The organism is Vibrio sp. MOR3 (assembly GCF_001557775.1).
GTDB classification, from domain to species: domain Bacteria; phylum Pseudomonadota; class Gammaproteobacteria; order Enterobacterales; family Vibrionaceae; genus Vibrio; species Vibrio jasicida.
Genome location: NZ_LNRD01000009.1, coordinates 117,954 through 137,380, shown reverse-complemented (window position 1 = coordinate 137,380; position 19,427 = coordinate 117,954). Strand labels below are relative to the sequence as shown.

The window sequence follows — 19,427 nt, the reverse complement described above, 5'->3', positions numbered from 1 at the left end:
TCAGCTTACTGTCATTGTAATATCAAAAAAGCGCCCAGTTGGGCGCTTTCAAAATAACCATCTCAACATTGAGACAAATTAAGCTTTCTCAGCAAGGATGATTCGTAGAGTGCGGCGTAGTGGCTCAGCAGCCCCCCACAATAGTTGGTCACCTACTGTAAATGCATTTAGGAAGTCATCACCCATTGCCATCTTGCGTAGACGGCCTACTGGAATAGACAACGTACCTGTCACTTTCGCTGGTGTAAGTTCTTGAGCCGTAATGTCACGATCGTTAGGAACAACTTTCACCCAATCGTTGTGCGTTGCGATGATCTCTTCGATCTCATCCATTGGTACATTTTGCTTCAGCTTGATTGTCAGAGCTTGAGAGTGACAGCGCATCGCACCAATGCGGACACATGTACCATCGATTGGCACTGGCGCATTTTGGAAGCCCAAAATCTTGTTCGCTTCTACGCCCGCTTTCCACTCTTCTTTGCTTTGGCCGTTATCACGCTTAACATCAATCCAAGGGATAAGAGAGCCAGCTAGTGGCACACCAAACTTTTCTGAAGGGAAAGAAGAGCTGCGCATTGTGTCTGCAACTTTCTTGTCGATATCGAGAATAGAGCTTGCTGGATTAGCCAATTCAGAGCTTACAGAATCGTTGATCACACCCATCTGAGAAATCAGCTCACGCATGTTTTGTGCACCTGCGCCAGACGCCGCTTGGTACGTCATTGCGCTTGTCCACTCAACCAAACCCTTCTCGAATAGGCCACCAAGACCCATTAGCATTAGGCTTACTGTGCAGTTACCACCAACAAATGTATTGGTTCCACCATGAATACCTTGCTGAATTTGCGTAAGGTTTACTGGGTCTAGGGTAATAATAGAATCTTGTGCCATACGTAACGTAGAAGCAGCATCAATCCAGTAACCTTTCCAACCCGCTTGGCGTAATGCTGGGTAAACTTTTTCAGTGTAACTACCACCTTGACACGTAACGACCGCATCAAGCTGTTTTAAACTTTCAATATCGAACGCATCTTGAAGTAGACCAGCATCTTTACCTAGGTTTGGTGCAGGAATACCTATTTGAGACGTGCTGTAGAAAACTGGCTCGATCAAATCGAAGTCTTTCTCTTCGACCATGCGCTGCATAAGGACTGAACCAACCATGCCACGCCAACCAACTAAACCTACTCTCATCGCATTAACTCTCCATGTATATTTCTGAAACTCTCTCCATAGTTCAATTTTCGACACAAAATCTCAAGCCCTAATTTGCAAATAAACGCAACTTTTTTAACGTTTGCGGCGAAATTTTATAATCAAGTCCATTTTCTTCCTTTTTCTTTACGCTCAACTGGATAGATGACGAAAGAAAAGTGTGAAATCAACACCGATGGTCCTACCACCCAATGAGAAAGCAACATTTGAAGCACATAATTTTTACATCACAAAACATTTCAAACCGTTAATATTAATAATTAATGGTGATTAATTTCACAAGCAAACGTTTTTACCGACGAACATCAAGATAAAGTACCAAATGTTCGAAATATAATTTTTGTTAATGTATGTTAGGCGCCGATTAAAACAGGGAGCGGCCTTCCTCTATTGCTCCAAGAACGACAGAGGCACATATGAAGCAAGTTACAACACGCTTACCTAGTCTGATACAGGTATTTATCTCACTAGGTTTGTTTCTACTTTTGGCATTTTCATTTACTGCCAAATTAGACCTTCCTATTCAGCTAGCGCTGTACATTGGTTGGTTCATTATCATACTGTTGGGTTTAAGGCTCGGCCATCAATACAAAGACCTAGAAAAAGCCGCATTAAATGGCATTTCTAATGGCCTAGGTGCCGTGCTAATTCTTCTTGCTGTAGGAGCCTTAGTCGGTACTTGGATCTCAGGCGGTATTGTTCCGACCATCATCTATTACGGTTTGAAAGCAATCCACCCTTCTATCTTCTTGCTTGCTACCATGATCATCTGTTCTTTGACTGCGCTAGCAACGGGAACTTCTTGGGGTGCTGCGGGTACAGCCGGTATTGCCATGATGGGTATTGGTCAAGGTCTTGGAGTTCCAGCCCCAATCACCGCAGGCGCGGTGCTATCGGGTTGTTACTTTGGTGACAAGATGTCTCCACTTTCAGACTCTGTGATCCTTGCTTCTTCTATGTCGAATGTAGAAGTCGTTGAGCACATCAAGGGTATGCTACCTATCGCGCTGATCAGCTACATTATCACTGGTATCATGTTTACCGCATTTGGCTTTCACTTCGCTGGCAAAGTGGACATGAGCCAAGTGGATTCTGTTATTCAGGCAATGGAGCAACAATTTTTCATTACGCCTTATTCCTTTGTTCCAGTGGTCATCGTATTGGCTCTACTTGCGATGCGTATGCCTTCTTTCCCTGTGATTAGCTTTGGTTCTCTGCTAGGTATTATCTGGGCAGTGATGATTCAGGATGTGGACTTCCTGACAGCGTTTAACACGGCTTGGGCGCCATTTGCGATTTCTTCAGGAGTCGACTTCATTGATTCGATTCTCAACCGTGGCGGCATGTCTTCTATGTTGGGCTCTGTAGCGGTAATCGTGTTTGGTCTTGGTTTCGGTGGCCTGCTCGACAAAGTAGGTGTGCTTGAGACTATTGCAAAGCTGTTCGAACGACGTGTTCAGAGCGCGGGTTCACTTGCGACGAGCACGATTGGTACGGCCTTCATGGGTAACGTATTTGGCTCTGCGATGTACGTATCACTGATTCTTACGCCTAAGATCTGTGCTAAGAACTACGACCGCCTTGGCTACAAACGCAAAAACTTATCTCGTAACGCAGAGTTCGGTGGCACACTGACATCAGGTATGGTGCCGTGGAGTGACAACGGAATCTATATGGCAAGCATCTTGGGTGTGGCAACATTATCATACGCACCGTTCATGTGGCTGAGCTTCGTATGCATTATCGTTACCATCTTTACTTCTTACATGGGCTGGTTTGTTGATAAATGCGAACCAACAGCACCAGCAACGGAAGAACAATCAGAAAGTGAACTCGAGCAGCAAACGGCTTAAATCAGCTTTCCATAGATAGAAACTTTCCGTAAATAAAAAAGGACCGATGATTCGGTCCTTTTTTGTGTTTGTCATTTAGTATTTACGTACAGGTAATCAAGCCGATTTAGACCCTGCTCTTACTGCTGAACGCTTACCTAATGCATAACCCAGAACCAACGGAGCAAAGAAGATAACCAAAATAAATAGAATGAAGTAAATAATTGTGCTCTTAACCAATTGAATCAATTTGTCCATCGCTAGATTCACAACTTCTTGTGAAACATGGTCTAGGTCTTGTGCAAACTTCTCACGCTCATTCGTAATAATTTGTGCGATTTCTTGGCGCTCTCTTGCCACCATCAATTCCAGAGCTTGACGCTCTTCACTCAACTGAGACAAACGCTCTTCCGTTTTCTGGTCAATGTCTTCAACCAAAGGCTGTAACTGTACCGCCATTTGCTCGGCTAAGTTACGCATGTACTCAGGGTTATTATCGATAAAGTCCTTTAACGACTCAGAAGTCACCTTCAAGCTATTTAGTGCTGCGTTTACTTGCTCAATACTTGCGGAACTATTTAACGCCAATAGTTGCGCTTTCCACGTCATGATCTTAGGCGTTTGCTCAGACACCAAACTTAAGCGGTCAGAAACATCACCGATGGCTTCTGGCATCGTGCCCAATGTTGTGACAGCTTCTTCTTCACTGATTTGGTTAGCCTCAAGCCAAGCACGGTAAGCGGGTGTACGAATCATGCTTAGATCCGCGAATGGGTATTTCTCTACAAAGTCAGCGACAAACACTTTGGTGTTTTCATAAACGTCTTTTTTCAAAAGAGACTGAGCGAGTTTATCGACTTCTTTGGCTAGATGTGCAGAGACTTGTTTAGCTTCACCCGTCGCAAACAAATCTTTGCCCGCACCTTCACTATAGAACTGGTTCATCTGGTGAGTGAACACCCACGTATCTATGAGCGCAGCCATTGGGGAAACTTGATAAGCCGCCGCTTGAAGACCTTCTTCAGCATTGATCTTCCACAGCAGAATATAAGATTGGTTTACTTTGTCGCTCGGCTCATAGTTTTTTTGGAGCACATCAGCAGCTTGTTCGACTTGAGCAAAAAACTGTTGTGCGTATTCACGCGTCATTATACGCATGTTGAGTTCTTGTTTGGTGAGCGGTACAGTTTGGCTGTCGATTTTCACCTCTAGCAGGGAACACCCTGAAAGACTCAAAACCAAGCAAGCTACCATCAAAGAGGACAGTCGACGGATGGACATGAAATTACCTATGGTCAAAATGTGTAGAACAGGAACAGAACGAACCAAGGCATCAGGTTCGTGAACGCACCTTTAATACCTCAGCACCCTATATTTTAAGTCAGAGGAATATCAATCCGTTAGCACTTCTCGAATGTTTTCACTAATGAGAACTCTTTCGGCAAAAAGTGTCGTTTTCTTTAACGTATCTTCTAACTGACTCAATTTATCGTCTGAGATTTGCTCGCCTTGTTTAATTAAAGATTCGATATCTCCAGAGATATAGTGTAGAGGCATTGCACCTATACTGCCCGATACCCCTTTCAAGCTGTGCGCAACTCGCTGAGCATGTTCTTTATCTTCCAGTAACAATCTTCTTAGCTTACTGCCGTCATCAGTATGATCTTGAATAAACACGTCTAACAGCATGCGCACGGACTCTTCATCGTCGGACAAAGAGTCAAGCATTCTTTCTATATCAATGTAAGGTTCGGGACTTTCATTTAACAACTGTTGGTGGGACTCAGAATCGCTTCTCTCAGGTCCGTTCACCTCAGTTGAATTTGCTGGTTCAAGCTCCGTCTGCTCACTCCCCCGCTCAACCCTATCAAGTTGGTGAGAGAGTGGTTGTATTGGCGAATTTATGTTTTTTGAATCGGATTGATTTCCTTCGGTTAGAACTGACTCTTTATAAGACAAAGCCCAACAGACACATACAAGTAAGGAAGCACTTACCATTATCAACAGCGAGAGGTAAACCAACAGTTTTTGTTCTAGCGAAGCACTAATCGCAGCCAGTTGGTTCGGGAATTCAGGGTTGAGCAATTGGCTCGAAAGATGACTGCCTTTTGCGTGAGCAGCAAGCACGCTGGATGTTTGAGCAAGGCGACGTTGGAAAGAGGACTGTTCTTCAAGCGCTAAAGTTTTCGATTCTGTAAACAACAAATCTAATTCTTGATAAGTGTCTGCACTCGTCGCAGAGTCACTAAACATCGCTTCTAGCACTAATGCACCGAGCCGAAAGTACATCGTCTGTAGTGATTGAGAGTTGCTTGCCGACTCTCGACTGTTGCGTAATTGGTCTGCGAGCGCGACGAGTTCACTATCACTACCAATAAAGCTCTTCGCACCCTCTAAAAAACGGTCTGTCGAATAAAGAAGTTGGGTTAAGTCTGGAGCACCCAATCCTTGGCCCTGTTCACTTTCGAGTTGTAAGCGAACCGCATAAACCAATTGGAGCTTAAGAGAAACTTGATCGACATGTTGAGCACGATATGGAAGTTCGAAATGAAAAATATTTCTTACTTCATCTACTTTGCTACCAAGTTCGTCCACGGTAGACATCGTTCTCATGGTCTGTTGCGCCTGAAGCCATATACCTACGGCAAACGCACACCACACAACAAATAAAATCCAGACGACTCGCCTTATTCCCTCTTTTAATTGCTGCAACACTCATTCCTCGACTATTTCTATTAATAACAAGCATATACCATGATTCATGCTCAAACTGTGCACACTTCACATAAAAAAAGAGAGCACATGGCTCTCTCTTTCTTGAATTAGTTGCGACTCAACTGATCTTTCAGATTCGGAGGCGTCCCTTTAATGGTCAGCGTATCCGTCTCCGGATCGTAGAAAATACGCTCGCCAAGCAACAGGCTGTCAAAGCTAATGTTCAAACCGCCACCTGCTCCTAAGTATTTCGTCAATTTGCGTACGGTTGAGCGATCACCTGGGAAAGACTCTTCCAACTCGTAACCTTGTTCTTTAGTAAAGTTCATGAAACTGGTGCCATCTTGGCTAGGCGGTAATTCACCAGATAGCTCAGAAATTTGAACTTCATCACCAGTTTTAATTTGCTCGTTACAGTAGTTGTAAACTTGCTTTTTGTACTCATTCGCTTCTTGCTTCTCAAGCTTAGAGTCTGCACAAAAGTCTTCAACTGCCTGCATCAACACTTGGTTTTGCTGTTTGGTATCTAAGCCAACATCGGCTTGTAAGAAATCTAAGAAGAAGTCTGCCACTTTACGGCCAACACGTCCTTTGATGTAAGAAAGGTAACGATTTGATTCACGGTCAGTATCGTAGCTTGATAGGTCAATGCGCGCAGCAATATCCATTTTAGTGATGTCTAGATAATCTGTTGCATCAATATCCAAGCCTTCAGTTACCTTTAGGCTCTGGTTCATAGGCAAAATGCCGATAAACAAGTAATCCGTTGCTAAACTTTGGTATTCCGCAAACACTAAAATGCCTTCGTCTGCAAATGGGTACTTAATCAACTCTTCTTTCAAGCGATTTGCACTAATTTGTGAGAAGTCGTAAAAATCTCGCTCTCCTTTGCGCATTTCTTGAAGCCAAAATTGAAATTCGCTGTCTGACTGGAAAGAGCCAAAACCTTTACCTGCTTTAGAATGGAATACGCGATGCAGTTCCGCGACAAGGTTTTCTGTAGCGGTATCGTTCTCTAACGATGCCGGGCGAAGTTTAACAACCAGTTCGTCCTGATCGTTTTTGCATAATTGATGCAGAATAACGTTTGAAAGATGAAGGCTCATAGTGATTTTATCTTGCTACAAGGTTTAAGTTGTTGGGCATTGTAGGTTATCATAAGCCGCTTTTACTATCATTATTAGAGTCTTTATGCCGATTACATCTAAATATACTGACGAACAAGTAGAGAAAATTCTTGCTGAAGTGGGCGCTGTACTAGAAAAACACGCCGCCTCTCCTGAGTTGACGCTAATGATTGCCGGAAATATCGCAACCAATGTCTTAAATCAACAAGTTGCTGCTTCACAACGCAAAGTTATTGCTGAAAAATTTGCTCAGGCGCTCGTATCTTCTCTTGAAGTGCCAAAATCACACTAATAACGGATAATAGAACAAGTACATGGTAGACAGCGGAAACTCATACGGCGAACGTGTATCTCGACTGGTTGGTTGGGGTCACTGGTTTGCATTCTTCAACATCGTTGCATCGATGTTGATAGGTACGCGCTATATCGTTCAGTCGCCTTGGCCAGAGACCCTAATGGGGCAATTCTATCTGGCGGTATCCTGGGTTGGCCATTTTGGCTTTCTTGTTTTCGCGCTCTACTTGTTGGTTCTATTCCCGCTGACGTTTGTCCTGCCATCTAGGAAGCTTTTCCGTTTGGTGGCAGTGATATTCGCAACCGTCGGTCAAACGGTCTTACTGATCGATACCCAAGCTTACCAATCCATCAACTTGCACTTAAACCCCGTGGTTTGGGAGTTGTTGTTTAGCGAAGATAAAAGTGCCATCAGCTCTGACTTGCAGCACCTTTTTGTGGTTATGCCACTTATCTTCCTGGTTCAGTTAGGCTTATCAGAATGGGTTTGGCGTAAACAACGCAAACTTTCCCATAAACACGTTGGCCGCCCTTTAGCTGCCGTGTTCTTCTTAAGCTTTATGACCAGCCATTTGGTTTATATTTGGGCTGATGCCTATTTCTATAACCCGATTACTAGCCAGCGCTCTAATTTCCCGTTGTCTTACCCAATGACCGCGAAAAGCTTTATGGAAAAACATGGCCTACTAGACCGTGAAGAATACCTAAAACGCTTAGCGGAAAACCAAGGTAATATTGACCTGGTGAGCTACCCGCTCGAAAAACTCGAATTTAATCGTCGTGGTAACAAATTGAACGTACTGATGATCAGTGTGAACAACTTACGTGCAGATGCGCTAAACCAAGACGAAATGCCAAACATGTACCAGTTTGCACAAGACAACCAAAACTTTGTAAACCACTACAGTTCTAGCAATGACACGTACGGTGCATTCGGTCTGTTTTATGGCTTACCAAGTAGCTACGCAAGTAGCATCAAAGCACAAGGCTCTGCACCGGTTCTTTTGGATGTATTAAAAGATCAAGGCTATAGCTTTGGTTTGTTCAGCGGAAATGGTTTTGAAGATGACCTTTACTCAGAAGTAATCTTCCGTGGAGTTAATCTTGCTAACACGTTAGACGGTACGCAAGCACACACCGACAAACAATCCATTGCTGCATGGAATACATGGCTAACCGAACAAGCAAGCCAACCTTGGTTTAGCTATATCGAAGTCACCACTGTCGATAACTTTGAATCTGAACCAGAAGCGGCAAATGAAGAAATGCCAGCCAGCGAGCGATTCAAGAAAGCATATGAGAAAGCGGTAAAATCTGCCGATAAGACAGTTGCTGAAATCATTTCTGATCTCGATGAAAAACAACTACTTACCAATACGATAGTGGTCATCACCTCTAATCACGGTAGCGAGTTTAATGAGACCAATACCAACAGTTGGGGAGCGAACAGCAATTACAGCCGCTACCAGCTTCAGGTCCCTATGGTTATTCATTGGCCAGGAATGCTGCCAGGTGAATTTACGCACAGTACAAGCCATCTGGACTTGTCGGTAACGCTGTTACAAGACATGTTAGGCGTCTCATCGAACCCTTATGATTACAGCAGTGGTCGTAACCTATTTGACGAAAGTCGTCGCCGCTGGATTTTAGCGGGCGACACTCGTGAAATCGCGCTGATCACCAGCTCCCAAACGACAGTTATCGATAAATTTGGTAACTACAAGCTGTATGATGACAACTACAAACGCTTAAGAGAAACAACGCCTAAACTGCCTGTCTTGATGCAAGGACTAACAGAACTTCAGCGCTTCTATTCTAAAAGCAATTAATTGAAAAAAGCTCTCCACTCGGAGAGCTTTTTTGATTCTTTTATCCGCAAACAACACAAAATTGAACAGTAAACATCCAAACAGTTCATTTTGGGGTTTACAAGGTTTTCAAAGCCTTATATTATGCGCCTCAACAACGGAGAGATGGCTGAGTGGTTGAAAGCACCGGTCTTGAAAACCGGCATACGTTAATAGCGTATCTAGGGTTCAAATCCCTATCTCTCCGCCACATTCAGAAAAAGCCCGCTAAGCAATTAGTGGGCTTTTTCGTATCTGAAGGTTTAAAGAGGGATTTAGACAAATCCCTCCTTGAATGCAAGCCCAGCACTCACGCCACATTTAGAAAGCTCGTTGAGAAATCAACGGGCTTTCGTCGTTTTAGCGCTTGGGAAATTGCGGGATTTCTAAATCCCTAGTTGAACGCAATCCCCGCACTCAGCCACATCCAGAAAAGCCTGTCTAATCCTCGAAGCACTTTTCAATATGCAAGAAAAAAGCCCACTAATATTTAGTGAGCTCTCATCGTTAAGTATTGGTATGAAAGAATTAGTTTCCTTTCGCTGCCTCAATCCTTTTATCGAGATCTGGATGAGTACTCAACCACTCAGGCAACTCTTCATAACCTTGGTTACGGAACAACTCAAACATTTCAGCCATCGGCTTTGTGTCGCCATAAACCTTGAGCATCGCCTCTCTTGCGAATGCATCGGCTTGTATTTCGGCTTCTCTGGAGTAACCACTGGACAAGACAAACACACTTGCGCCGGCAAGATTGTCCACGATGCCAGAGCTTTCACCGGTTAAAAGAGCGACACCAACAGAAAGGACACTCGAATACACCAATCTCTTTAACATGTGGCGATGATGAATGTGACCAAGCTCGTGAAGAATAATACTGTCCAGTTGTTGCTGGTTTTTAGACAGCGAAACTAATTCATCGAGCAGCACAATCTTTCCACCAGGTAAGGCAAACGCATTCGCCCCTAGCTCAGAAGATCGGAAAACAATCTCTACTTGGTAAGGCAACGCCTCTAACTGTGTTAAGTGCTGCTCTACCCTGCTTCGAATGGCTTCTTGTTCGGCTTTACTCAGCTCGCTCGGTTCCCAACGGGAATCCAAGCTTTGAAGTACCTTTTCGCCAAGTACAACTGAGACACTGTCAGGAATAGCGTATGCGACTTTGTCGCTCACCCAAGGTAACGCGTAATAATATCCCCCGAGCACAACGGCAATACATGCCATCGCAGACACGACCCAAGCAAGCCAGTTTGATTCTATTTTATCAACAAAGCTCGACCTTTTATTTGCCTGTAGCCACCGAGACACTTCTTCAGTCCGTTCGGTAACGAAAACCCAACCATTGGGCAGCTTAAATCTGACGGGTAAATTGCCGACTGGAGCAGTAATGTCCGAGTGCTGCTGGTCACAGCTGAAAATATTGTCAGCAACAACCAAACTCAACGAGTTGGCCTGAGCGACATCCAATTTGGCTTGATGTCGATCAGAGCTTTTGGGTGGAAACGCGGTTCCTTCAAACTGCATTAACCGATTCCAACACCGAGATCGAAGGCTTGTGCAACTTCATCAGAAATCGCTGATTTCACTTTTGAATCTTGGTCTGCTGCTTTCAGTTGGCTCATGTCTCCAACGACGACCGTCTTGTCAGCAACATAGCGAGAAGTACGAACCATTACCCATGGTCTCGCAATACTCAAGGTCACAACTTGTAATAGGAAGTTTGAGATAATCAGCCACATGTAGCCATCAACTGTATAGGTAGACTTAAACGTAAAGTTGTTTTCTTCTTGCCCTTCTTTTTCTAGCTTCATTTGGGAGAACAAGTAGTTACGAGTTCTTGTTGCTGTGTATGCCGTCAAGCCGATGGTTAAGCCAATCATACCAAGGTACATGACAACCATTGTAATGACAGGGCTAGATTTATTCAGTGAAGCCAAGTCGCCCGTTGCTGCTTCCATTAGCCCTGAGCTCCCAACCATCACAATGATCGCTACAATCGCAATCGCGACAGCTGTGCTAAGGCCGATTGCTACGGCTTTCAGGTAGGTTTTTACAAAGAAACTGGTTTCAAGTTCGCCACTAAACTGCCAATCACCATAGCGGTAGCCATTAACAAAGTAACGTTGAACGCCAACCACAACCCAACCATAAAATGCAGCCATAACGACGACTGAGCAAAGCCCTAAAATAACCGACGCAGCTTGCGAAACGCTCGCAACCGCCACACAGATACCAATGAAAACCATGACTGCCAGCGCTGCACCAAAGCCTCGGCCAAGTATGGTGATGTATGCATCTTTCAGTGACGAATTAAAAGAGAAGTGAACATTGCGGTAACTCGTCATTGCAGAATCAAATCGTGCGTTGCTCCATAACAACCATGGCAAAGCGACATAAAACAGAAGTAAGAGCACAAGCGCCAATTGGGGAATGAATGAGTTTGCGATACCCCATACCAATACAATCGCCAGCGCGACTAAACGTCCCTTTAAGATTTGCATTGGCTCGGCATGATACTCAAAGTTATCACCGTCGATGTACGTGTTACCGTAGAAGTAGCGCTTTGTTCTTACTTTGGCCCAAGCAGAGTAAATTCCGAGCGTAACGATAGAAAGTAGAACATTGACAATCCAGATGCCAAAAAACTCTCCCCCTCGCCCTTTAAAAGAGATGGTATTGGAAATGCGTTGATGGTTCATATACAGTCCGAATAGTTTATTTAATTTTATGAATTTAAAGGCGTTATCCTATCTCATTCATAAATTGATAAACTTGACTGCCATAAGCAAACTAAACATCAATTATTTATAAAATACATATTAATTATGAATTCAAATTCACCGAAAAAATAATTTAATGGTCATTTCCGCGCAAATGAAAGCACCTAAAGTGATAGAAACCACCCACTCAGTGAATTTAATCGACAATAGCTCATTATCACTAAAAAACTCAAAAACTTGAGACGTCACCTTACCAATCAAAAGGTTAGTTGCTGATTACATTTTTTATCAGGCGAATTGTAAGGTGTTTATAACTATCTAAATACCGCGAAGCCCCCTAGTATTCGCCTCGGTATAAGGCAGGAGCATCTTCTTTCTGCATTAGCTAAATCCATCCATTTGTTGTTTTAGACAACGTCAAAGGCTAGGAAAATAAAATTGGGAAAGGATTCCCAGCCCTAAATGTTCATTCGAGAGCTGAGTCCATTTCCTCGATTTTCAACATTCTAGATTCAGTCTTTAAAAACGAATTCGGCAGCATTCAACAGCTGCATATGAATAGGCACCAAATCCGCGTGTTCACTTCGATAACCACCACCAACGACAGCCGCAACAGGAATACCTCTGTCTTTCATCAACTGCATTAAGAAACGGTCTCGCTCAAATATGCCTTCCGTCGAAACGTTGAAGTACCCCAGTTCGTCGTCGACATGAATATCCACCCCAGCATCGTAAATCACCATATCAGGGCGATGCAGATTAATTGCCATTTCGACCACTTCTTTAAACGTCATCAAAAAAGCTTCATCACTGGTTCCACGACTTAATGGAACATCAAGGTCAGAGTCTGGCTTTCTCGCTGGGAAGTTTTTATCGCAGTGGAAAGACAAGGTGACAATGTCGGGTTCACTTTCACAAATCGTTGCCGTGCCATCGCCATGGTGGACATCACTATCGATGATCATCACTTTATCGACGTGTTCATGATCAAGCATGTGCTTAGCAGCAATCGCCAGATCGTTGAATAGACAAAAACCACTGCCAAAGTTTTTGTGCGCATGATGATAGCCACCGCTTAGGTGAATCGCGACACCATGCTCTAATGCCTTTTCTGCGGTCAGCACTGTTCCGGCGGTGGATGTCAGTGTCCGTGTTATCAGGACCTCGCTCCAAGGAAACCCAATTCGACGCATTTTGGCCGCAGGCATAGCTCCCGTCACCAACAAGTCGACATACTCCCCATCATGCACCTGTTTAATATCATCCGTACTTAGAGGGCTTGGTTGGAAGAATTCAATTTGCCCTCCCCAACCCTCACTCGCGAGTTTTTCCATCACAGCTTGATAAAGGTAGCGATATTTCATGATCGGATAACGGTGACCATCTGGTAGATCGAGTTGCGAGTAAATAGGGTGATAAATCAGTGGCAGCATGAGACATTCTTTTCATAAAACGTTGTGAAATAGTACCAACTCCTTGAGTTGATTAAAAAGAAATTTAATTGATAATGATTTTCAATATCAATTAAATTTCTACCTGTTATGAATAAAACCTTATATACGATACTCGGCGCTTTCTTTGGTTCTTTCTGCGCGATTTCTCTGTTCATGTCGATGATGTTAGGTGCATGGTGGTTAGTTGATTTTATCGCCCTTAGCTAACACAATGGTTCTGTTTCCACTTAACCTTATTGAATCAGACAGATAGGTGTACTCATGAGTCAGACAGTCTTTATTACTGGTGCGAATCGCGGTATCGGTTTGAGTTTAACCGAGCTCTATTTGCAACAAGGCGCTCAAGTTCACGCGACAAGCCGTAACCTAACAGACAGTAAAGATCTACACGCATTAGCGTCGCGTTATAATACCTTGGTGCTACATGAATTGGACGTGACGGATTACCAACGAGTCGCCCAACTCGCAAGCGAACTCCCTGCAATCGATCTGCTGATCAACAATGCAGGTTACTACGGGCCTAAAGGCTATGGATTTGGTAACACCGACATCGAAGAGTGGCGACAAGTCTTCGAGATAAATACCATCGCTCCATTGAAGTTAGTGGAAAGCTTTTATCCGCTGCTACAACAAGGCAAAGCGAAGAAAATTGCGTGTATCTCCTCTAAAGTCGGCAGCATGACGGAAAACACCTCTGGTGGTGGTTACATCTATCGCTCTTCCAAAGCGGCACTCAACTCTGTTGTTAAAAGTTTGAGTAATGACCTAACCGATGAGGGCTTCACTGTCTTGGCACTCCATCCGGGCTGGGTTCGTACTGAAATGGGTGGACCCAATGCGCTTATCGACACCCAAACATCTGCTGATGGTTTAGCAAAAGTGATTGAGCAAAGCACGCAAGAAAATTCGGGGCAGTTTATTAACTATGATGGCACCGAACTTCCTTGGTAATAGTCAAGTATCAATAAGTTAACGTTAGGCGACGAAAGGTTCCCTGTTTCGTCGCCCATTCTCCACTTCTCCAATCTCATTACTTAACTTGAATTTCACCGTTTCCTATCCAGACTTAGTGAGGTATTAACCCCACTAAGGAGAGTAACAATGGCCGCAGATAAAGATCTGGTGAATTTTAGTGAAGATCATGAGCTCAATTACTGCTTAAGAAGTGCAGGCAAGCGTCAAACTCAAGCAAATCGAGATGCATTGATCGACTTGGGTAGACAAGTAAAGCAGGATTTAGGTAAACGCGTATTAACGCAAGATGACGTCAGAGGCGCAATCGACAAGAACGATAACTTGTTCGACTAGTCATCATATTGATATCAAAAGCGGCACTAGCTGGTGCCGCTTAGTCGCCGGAAGGCATGAATTACTTAGAGGATTTACGTTTGGTGGTCGTCGTTTTTGATGAACCTGTTTTATTGTAATTGCGCTTTTTACGCTTGAATGCTGGTCGCTCTACTTTTGGAAGGTGACGCAGAGATTCCGGAATCGGACCTGACTTTACCTCCCCCATAAGCCCATCTATACGTTGTTCTAACGCTTGCATAAAAGGTTGATACGCTTGGTTTCTTTCTGCCATACCTTGTAATTGGTGTTCCCAATGCGCGGTCATATCCGGGTAAGTCGAATCCATTGGCAAAGCGTGAATCAAACCACGTCCTGCTGGAGAGCTCAAAATCGATTTCCCCTGACGAGTCAGCAATTGGCGTTTGAATAAGGTATCAAGAATACCAGCCCTCGTCGCTTCTGTGCCCAGACCATCGGTTTCACGTAATATCTTCTTTAGTTCTTTATCTGCCACATAACGAGCGATGCCCGTCATGGCTTGAAGCAGTGTTGCTTCAGTAAAATGCTTTGGTGGCTCTGTTTTACGATCTTTGATTTCACCCTCACGGCAAGTCAGCACGGTGCCCTCCGCAAGTGGCGGCACAGCATCGATACCATCGTCTTCTTTGTCCGTTTTCCCCATCAACGCTTTCCAGCCCGGAGAAACAAGCTGGCGACCTTTAGCGATAAACGTACCACCAGCAATATCAAAGACGAGCTTCGCTTCTGCGTAAACTGCAGCTGGATAGAATTGCATTAAATATTGACGTGCAATGAGCTGATACACCTTCATCTCATTACCTGATAATGCATTCACATTCGCTTGTTTTGGCGTTGGAATGATTGCATGGTGAGCATCCACTTTTTTGTCGTTCCAAGCTTTGGACTTAATTGATAAATCCGCACCTTGCACCGCGCTTTGTAGCTCTTTGGCATTGTTAGCGATAGCGGAAGTGACAGAACCCGCTTGCGAATAATGCTCCATCGGTAAGTAGCGACAATCAGAACGTGGGTACGTGATCAGTTTGTGCTTCTCATACAACGCCTGACAAGTATCCAAAACCTGTTGGGCACTCATGCCATAGCGTTTGGCAGCATCAATCTGCAAGGCTGATAGTGAATAAGGAAGTGGCGCAGACTGCTTAGTCTGCTTTTGCTCGGATTCCGTGACTTTCGCAGGCTGGTTAGCAATGCGATTCGCCACGTTCTCGACGAGCTTTCGGTTAAGAACTCGACCTTCTTCATCTTGCCAAGGTTTGCATGCCTCGCTTGGCTTCCAACGAGCGCGAATATCAAACGAACCATTTTGATCTTGATAAGGGATCAATGCATGCAGAGTGAAATAGTCTTTAGGCACAAAGTTTTCGATTTCTTCGTCGCGGCGCACCACCAAACCAAGTACAGGCGTTTGAACTCGCCCTACCGATAAGACACCTTGGTAGCCTGCTTTTTGGCCCAGCAAAGTATAAGCGCGAGACATGTTCATTCCGTAAAGCCAATCAGCACGAGAACGCGCCAAAGCTGAAACAGAAAGAGGAATGAAATCACGATTGCTGCGCATAGAGCTTAATGCACGCTTAACCGCGGGTAAGTTCAAGTCTGAAATGAGAAGTCGTTGTGTCGCTTCTTTCTTGGTTTTGGATAGCTTACAGTAGTCCAACACCTCATCCACCAACAATTGACCCTCTCGATCCGGGTCGCCTGCATGGATAACTTCTGTCGCATCTTTAAGGAGTTTACGTATTACCGTGAGCTGTTTACTGGCACTTTTTCTCGGTCTTAGCTGCCATTGCTGAGGAATAATCGGCAAGTCAGCTATATTCCATTTTTTATAGCGTTCATCGTAGGCATCAGGCTCAACTTGCTCTAACAAGTGACCAATACACCAAGTCACGACATCACCATTACCACAACGGATAAAGCCTTGATCTTTCTTTTGAGGGTTTGGTAGTGCAGCCGCAATCGCGCGACCTAGACTTGGTTTTTCAGCAATAAACAGACGAGACATAAGGTTTTGGAAATCATAATAATTAGGGCCACATTATCTAATGTAGCCCTAACAAATCAAGGAAAACTGTACAGATGAACAGTTATAGCGTCACTTTCTAGGTTACTGAAACTCAACAAACTGAGACAGGTCACGCTCTGGCACTTTCATTGGGGTGCAACCTGGTGTGCCAAGATATAAGAATCCTACGATTTGATCTTCGCCTTCAAGGCCAAAAGCTTGATGAACTTCTGGGTGGAACATCCACTTACCTGAGCGCCAGAAACCTTGGAAACCTTGTGCTACCGCCGCCATTTGCATCGCTTGTGCCGCGCAGCCTGCTGACAAATACTGCTCGAATGCAGGGACTTTTTCATGTTCCGTCACCTTCGCAATCACCGTGATGACCATTGGTGCACGAAACGGGGCATTTTTTACTTTTTCAACGACCGCATCTTCACTGTTTTCCGCTTCAGCAGCTTTAACAAGAATGTCCGACAGTTTCTTTAAACCATCGCCTTGAGCAATAACAAAACGCCAAGGGGTTAAACCTGCATGATCAGGCGCGCGCAAACCTGCACGAATAATATTCTCCAACGCTTTACCTTCTGGCGCAGGCTCAGACAACTTGGCGATAGAACGACGGTTGAGCAAGAGATCGAGAGCTTCCATGAACAAGTCCTTATTTGATTGAATTATTATTTTTACGCAGCTCACTTTAGCATAATCCAAACTTTCGAATAACAACCTGTTTTCTGGGGGTTTAGATAGCCAATTTTAGATTTCTAGGCGTTAAGTAGGCAAAAAAAAGCTGCGCACTTGGCGCAGCAAAATAGTTAAGAAAGAATGATACTTACAGTTTGACAGCCAGTTTCACACCCTGGCGGATGGCGCGAACCGCGTCCAATTCCCCAGCATGGTCTGCACCACCAATGATATGTAATTTCTCGCCTAGCTCATGCCATTTGTCTTCAAACGGACGAACCGACTCTTGCCCCGCACAAATAACCACTTTGTCAGCTTCTAATAATTGCGCCTTGCCGCTCACTTGAATATGTAGGCCACCATCATCAATCTTGTCGTATGACACACCACCGACTAAGTGAACACCGCGCTTTTCAAGCGTACGTTTATGAATCCAACCTGTGGTTTTACCCGGTCCTTTTCCAACGCGACCTTTACGACGTTGAAGTACCCACACTTCTTTATCAGCAACGGCGTCAGGATAAGGGTACAATCCCCCCGGTTGAGACATTTCTTTGTCGATTCCCCATTCATGCAGCCAATCATCAAGTGTTTGTCCCACGGGCTCAGTAAGCATCGTTGCCACATCAACACCAATCCCGCCTGCGCCAACAATGGCAACCTTTTCACCTACTGCCGTTTTATCACGAATAAGCGTTTGATAGTCGATCACTTTTTCTGGGTTTTCTATCCCATCAATTTTCACTTTACGCGGCTCAACGCCAGATGCCATGACCACTTCATCATATTCAGTCAGCAGATCGTAATTCGCCTCAGTTTCTAGATGTAAGTTAACGCCAGTTTCTTCAATGCGGTTCGCAAAGTAACGGATGGTCTCACGAAACTCTTCTTTACCTGGAATCTGCATGGCTAAACGGAACTGACCACCAATGCGATCGTTCTTCTCAAACAGATCCACTTTGTGGCCACGTTCTGCCAGCGTTGTCGCACAAGCGAGGCCAGCAGGTCCCGCGCCGACGACTGCAATATTTTTCTTCTTAAACGCATCCTCGACCACGATTTCAGTTTCGTAGCAAGCTAATGGGTTAACCAAACAACTTGCTCGCTTGCCTTTAAATACATTGTCTAAGCACGCTTGGTTACAACCAATACACGTATTGATGAGCTGTGACTTTTCTTGCTCGGCTTTAGCAACAAAGTAAGGATCAGCTAGGAAAGGACGCGCCATAGAAACCATGTCAGCATGTCCAGAAGAAAGAATTCGTTCGGCCTCATCTGGGGTATTTATTCGGTTACAGGTGATGATTGGAACAGAAACGTGCGGCTTCACCTTTTCAGTCACCCACGTAAATGCTCCGCGGGGTACTTGAGTGGCAATGGTAGGAATACGCGCTTCGTGCCAGCCGATACCCGTATTAATTATTGTCACACCGGCTTCTTCAAGTGCTTTTGCCAATTCAATAACATCTTCAAACGTGCTGCCTTGCTCGACCAAGTCCAACATCGAGAGACGGAAGATAATAATAAACTTTTCGCCCACGGCTTTACGCACTGCTTTAACGATTTCGATAGGGAAACGCATACGTTTTTTGTAGCTGCCGCCCCAGTCGTCGTAGCGCATGTTGGTACGCTTACATAAGAATTGGTTAATCAAATAACCTTCAGAGCCCATTAGCTCGACACCATCATAGCCCGCTAGCTGAGCCAGCTCTGCACTATTAGCAAAAGCTTCGATGGTCTTTTTGATTTGTCGCTCGCTCATTTCGCTTGGTGCAAATTTGGCGATAGGCGCTTTCATACCCGATGCACTTTGCGCGAATGGGTGCATCGCGTAGCGTCCGGCATGGAGAATTTGTAGGGCAATTTTACTGCCGTGCTTGTGAACCGCTTCCGTCACAACCTTATGTGCTTTGGCGTGCTTAGGCTTACTAAATTCAGCGCTTAACGGATGCAATCGGCCACGTAAATTTGGAGAAAAACCACCAGTTACGATTAAGCCAACACCGCCTTTGGCACGCTCTTCATAAAACGCAGCCAGCTTTTGAAGACCTTCTTTGTGCTCTTCTAAACCAGTATGCATTGATCCCATCAGGACGCGGTTTCGTAGCTGTGTAAAACCTAAGTCCAATGGCTTTAACAAATTTGGGTACATGGCAGACATCACTAAACATCCATTTTTATTGTTGTGGTCTGACCACAGTA

15 protein-coding genes and 1 tRNA gene are annotated in these 19,427 nt (G+C 44.5%); 6 read left to right on the top strand and 10 right to left on the bottom strand.

What is annotated here, in order from left to right; all coding sequences use genetic code 11:
• Positions 1-78: 78 nt before the first annotated feature.
• Positions 79-1,194 carry an aspartate-semialdehyde dehydrogenase gene (asd, locus tag ATB76_RS17490; RefSeq protein ID WP_039974093.1) on the bottom strand — a complete coding sequence of 372 codons (1,116 nt, stop codon included), beginning with the start codon at positions 1,192-1,194 and terminating at the stop codon, positions 79-81.
• A 437-nt stretch (positions 1,195-1,631) separates the two neighbouring features.
• Here asd and nhaC point away from each other — a divergent pair, with 437 nt between their 5' ends.
• Positions 1,632-3,068, top strand: coding sequence for a Na+/H+ antiporter NhaC (gene nhaC / locus ATB76_RS17485; protein ID WP_038869209.1), 1,437 nt, complete (start codon positions 1,632-1,634; stop codon positions 3,066-3,068).
• Positions 3,069-3,164: 96 nt separating this feature from the next.
• On the opposite strand, the gene ATB76_RS17480 is transcribed toward nhaC, so the two are convergent.
• The 3 genes from ATB76_RS17480 to yejK all read right to left on the bottom strand — a co-directional run bounded on the left by ATB76_RS17480 (position 3,165) and on the right by yejK (position 6,868).
• The gene (locus ATB76_RS17480; RefSeq protein ID WP_042601270.1) at positions 3,165-4,328 is read right to left on the bottom strand and encodes a hypothetical protein; all 1,164 of its coding nucleotides are present in this window, start codon (positions 4,326-4,328) and stop codon (positions 3,165-3,167) included.
• Between the two features lie 111 nt (positions 4,329-4,439).
• Complete coding sequence (locus ATB76_RS17475) at positions 4,440-5,759, bottom strand: Hpt domain-containing protein (protein ID WP_061035838.1); 1,320 nt, start codon at positions 5,757-5,759, stop codon at positions 4,440-4,442.
• A 110-nt stretch (positions 5,760-5,869) separates the two neighbouring features.
• Positions 5,870-6,868: a nucleoid-associated protein YejK gene (gene yejK / locus ATB76_RS17470; RefSeq protein ID WP_061035811.1), complete on the bottom strand. Its 999-nt coding sequence runs from the start codon at positions 6,866-6,868 to the stop codon at positions 5,870-5,872.
• An 85-nt stretch (positions 6,869-6,953) separates the two neighbouring features.
• Here yejK and ATB76_RS17465 point away from each other — a divergent pair, with 85 nt between their 5' ends.
• The 3 genes from ATB76_RS17465 to ATB76_RS17455 all read left to right on the top strand — a co-directional run bounded on the left by ATB76_RS17465 (position 6,954) and on the right by ATB76_RS17455 (position 9,241).
• Positions 6,954-7,181, top strand: a complete 228-nt coding sequence (locus ATB76_RS17465; protein WP_038869203.1) for a YejL family protein — start codon at positions 6,954-6,956, stop codon at positions 7,179-7,181.
• A 22-nt stretch (positions 7,182-7,203) separates the two neighbouring features.
• Positions 7,204-9,012: a DUF3413 domain-containing protein gene (locus ATB76_RS17460; RefSeq protein WP_061035810.1), complete on the top strand. Its 1,809-nt coding sequence runs from the start codon at positions 7,204-7,206 to the stop codon at positions 9,010-9,012.
• 138 nt (positions 9,013-9,150) lie between these two features.
• Positions 9,151-9,241: transfer RNA gene (locus ATB76_RS17455), tRNA-Ser, on the top strand.
• Between the two features lie 317 nt (positions 9,242-9,558).
• Here the strand turns inward: ATB76_RS17455 and ATB76_RS17450 are convergent.
• From ATB76_RS17450 to ATB76_RS17440, 3 genes are all read right to left on the bottom strand, one after another.
• The gene (locus ATB76_RS17450; protein WP_061035809.1) at positions 9,559-10,554 is read right to left on the bottom strand and encodes a M48 family metallopeptidase; all 996 of its coding nucleotides are present in this window, start codon (positions 10,552-10,554) and stop codon (positions 9,559-9,561) included.
• A complete protein-coding gene (locus tag ATB76_RS17445) occupies positions 10,554-11,729 on the bottom strand; it encodes a YjgN family protein (RefSeq protein ID WP_061035808.1) in 1,176 nt (391 codons plus the stop codon). The genes ATB76_RS17450 and ATB76_RS17445 overlap by 1 nt, the downstream gene beginning before the upstream one ends.
• Before the next feature lie 533 nt (positions 11,730-12,262).
• Positions 12,263-13,183: a histone deacetylase gene (locus tag ATB76_RS17440; RefSeq protein WP_061035807.1), complete on the bottom strand. Its 921-nt coding sequence runs from the start codon at positions 13,181-13,183 to the stop codon at positions 12,263-12,265.
• A gap of 282 nt (positions 13,184-13,465) precedes the next feature.
• Between ATB76_RS17440 and ATB76_RS17435 the strand changes: the two genes are divergently transcribed.
• Both ATB76_RS17435 and ATB76_RS17430 read left to right on the top strand, forming a co-directional pair.
• Complete coding sequence (locus ATB76_RS17435) at positions 13,466-14,155, top strand: SDR family oxidoreductase (protein ID WP_061035806.1); 690 nt, start codon at positions 13,466-13,468, stop codon at positions 14,153-14,155.
• A 150-nt stretch (positions 14,156-14,305) separates the two neighbouring features.
• Positions 14,306-14,512, top strand: coding sequence for a hypothetical protein (locus tag ATB76_RS17430; protein WP_042601264.1), 207 nt, complete (start codon positions 14,306-14,308; stop codon positions 14,510-14,512).
• Between the two features lie 61 nt (positions 14,513-14,573).
• On the opposite strand, the gene ATB76_RS17425 is transcribed toward ATB76_RS17430, so the two are convergent.
• From ATB76_RS17425 to ATB76_RS17415, 3 genes are all read right to left on the bottom strand, one after another.
• Entirely contained in the window at positions 14,574-16,541 is a 1,968-nt protein-coding gene (locus ATB76_RS17425; protein WP_061035805.1) for a DNA topoisomerase III, read from the bottom strand.
• A gap of 102 nt (positions 16,542-16,643) precedes the next feature.
• Complete coding sequence (locus ATB76_RS17420; protein WP_041057986.1) at positions 16,644-17,192, bottom strand: NAD(P)H nitroreductase; 549 nt, start codon at positions 17,190-17,192, stop codon at positions 16,644-16,646.
• A 181-nt stretch (positions 17,193-17,373) separates the two neighbouring features.
• Positions 17,374-19,386, bottom strand: a complete 2,013-nt coding sequence (locus tag ATB76_RS17415; protein ID WP_061035804.1) for an NADPH-dependent 2,4-dienoyl-CoA reductase — start codon at positions 19,384-19,386, stop codon at positions 17,374-17,376.
• Between the last annotated feature and the right edge of the window lie 41 nt (positions 19,387-19,427).

Coding starts and splice junctions, on each gene's coding strand:
- ATB76_RS17465 (WP_038869203.1), top strand. CDS start 6,954: ATGCCGATTACATCTAAATATACTGACGAACAAGTAGAGAAAATTCTT.
- ATB76_RS17460 (WP_061035810.1), top strand. CDS start 7,204: ATGGTAGACAGCGGAAACTCATACGGCGAACGTGTATCTCGACTGGTT.
- yejK (WP_061035811.1), bottom strand. CDS start 6,868: ATGAGCCTTCATCTTTCAAACGTTATTCTGCATCAATTATGCAAAAAC.
- ATB76_RS17430 (WP_042601264.1), top strand. CDS start 14,306: ATGGCCGCAGATAAAGATCTGGTGAATTTTAGTGAAGATCATGAGCTC.
- ATB76_RS17480 (WP_042601270.1), bottom strand. CDS start 4,328: ATGTCCATCCGTCGACTGTCCTCTTTGATGGTAGCTTGCTTGGTTTTG.
- ATB76_RS17440 (WP_061035807.1), bottom strand. CDS start 13,183: ATGCTGCCACTGATTTATCACCCTATTTACTCGCAACTCGATCTACCA.
- nhaC (WP_038869209.1), top strand. CDS start 1,632: ATGAAGCAAGTTACAACACGCTTACCTAGTCTGATACAGGTATTTATC.
- ATB76_RS17450 (WP_061035809.1), bottom strand. CDS start 10,554: ATGCAGTTTGAAGGAACCGCGTTTCCACCCAAAAGCTCTGATCGACAT.
- ATB76_RS17425 (WP_061035805.1), bottom strand. CDS start 16,541: ATGTCTCGTCTGTTTATTGCTGAAAAACCAAGTCTAGGTCGCGCGATT.
- ATB76_RS17415 (WP_061035804.1), bottom strand. CDS start 19,386: ATGTCTGCCATGTACCCAAATTTGTTAAAGCCATTGGACTTAGGTTTT.
- asd (WP_039974093.1), bottom strand. CDS start 1,194: ATGAGAGTAGGTTTAGTTGGTTGGCGTGGCATGGTTGGTTCAGTCCTT.
- ATB76_RS17435 (WP_061035806.1), top strand. CDS start 13,466: ATGAGTCAGACAGTCTTTATTACTGGTGCGAATCGCGGTATCGGTTTG.
- ATB76_RS17445 (WP_061035808.1), bottom strand. CDS start 11,729: ATGAACCATCAACGCATTTCCAATACCATCTCTTTTAAAGGGCGAGGG.
- ATB76_RS17420 (WP_041057986.1), bottom strand. CDS start 17,192: ATGGAAGCTCTCGATCTCTTGCTCAACCGTCGTTCTATCGCCAAGTTG.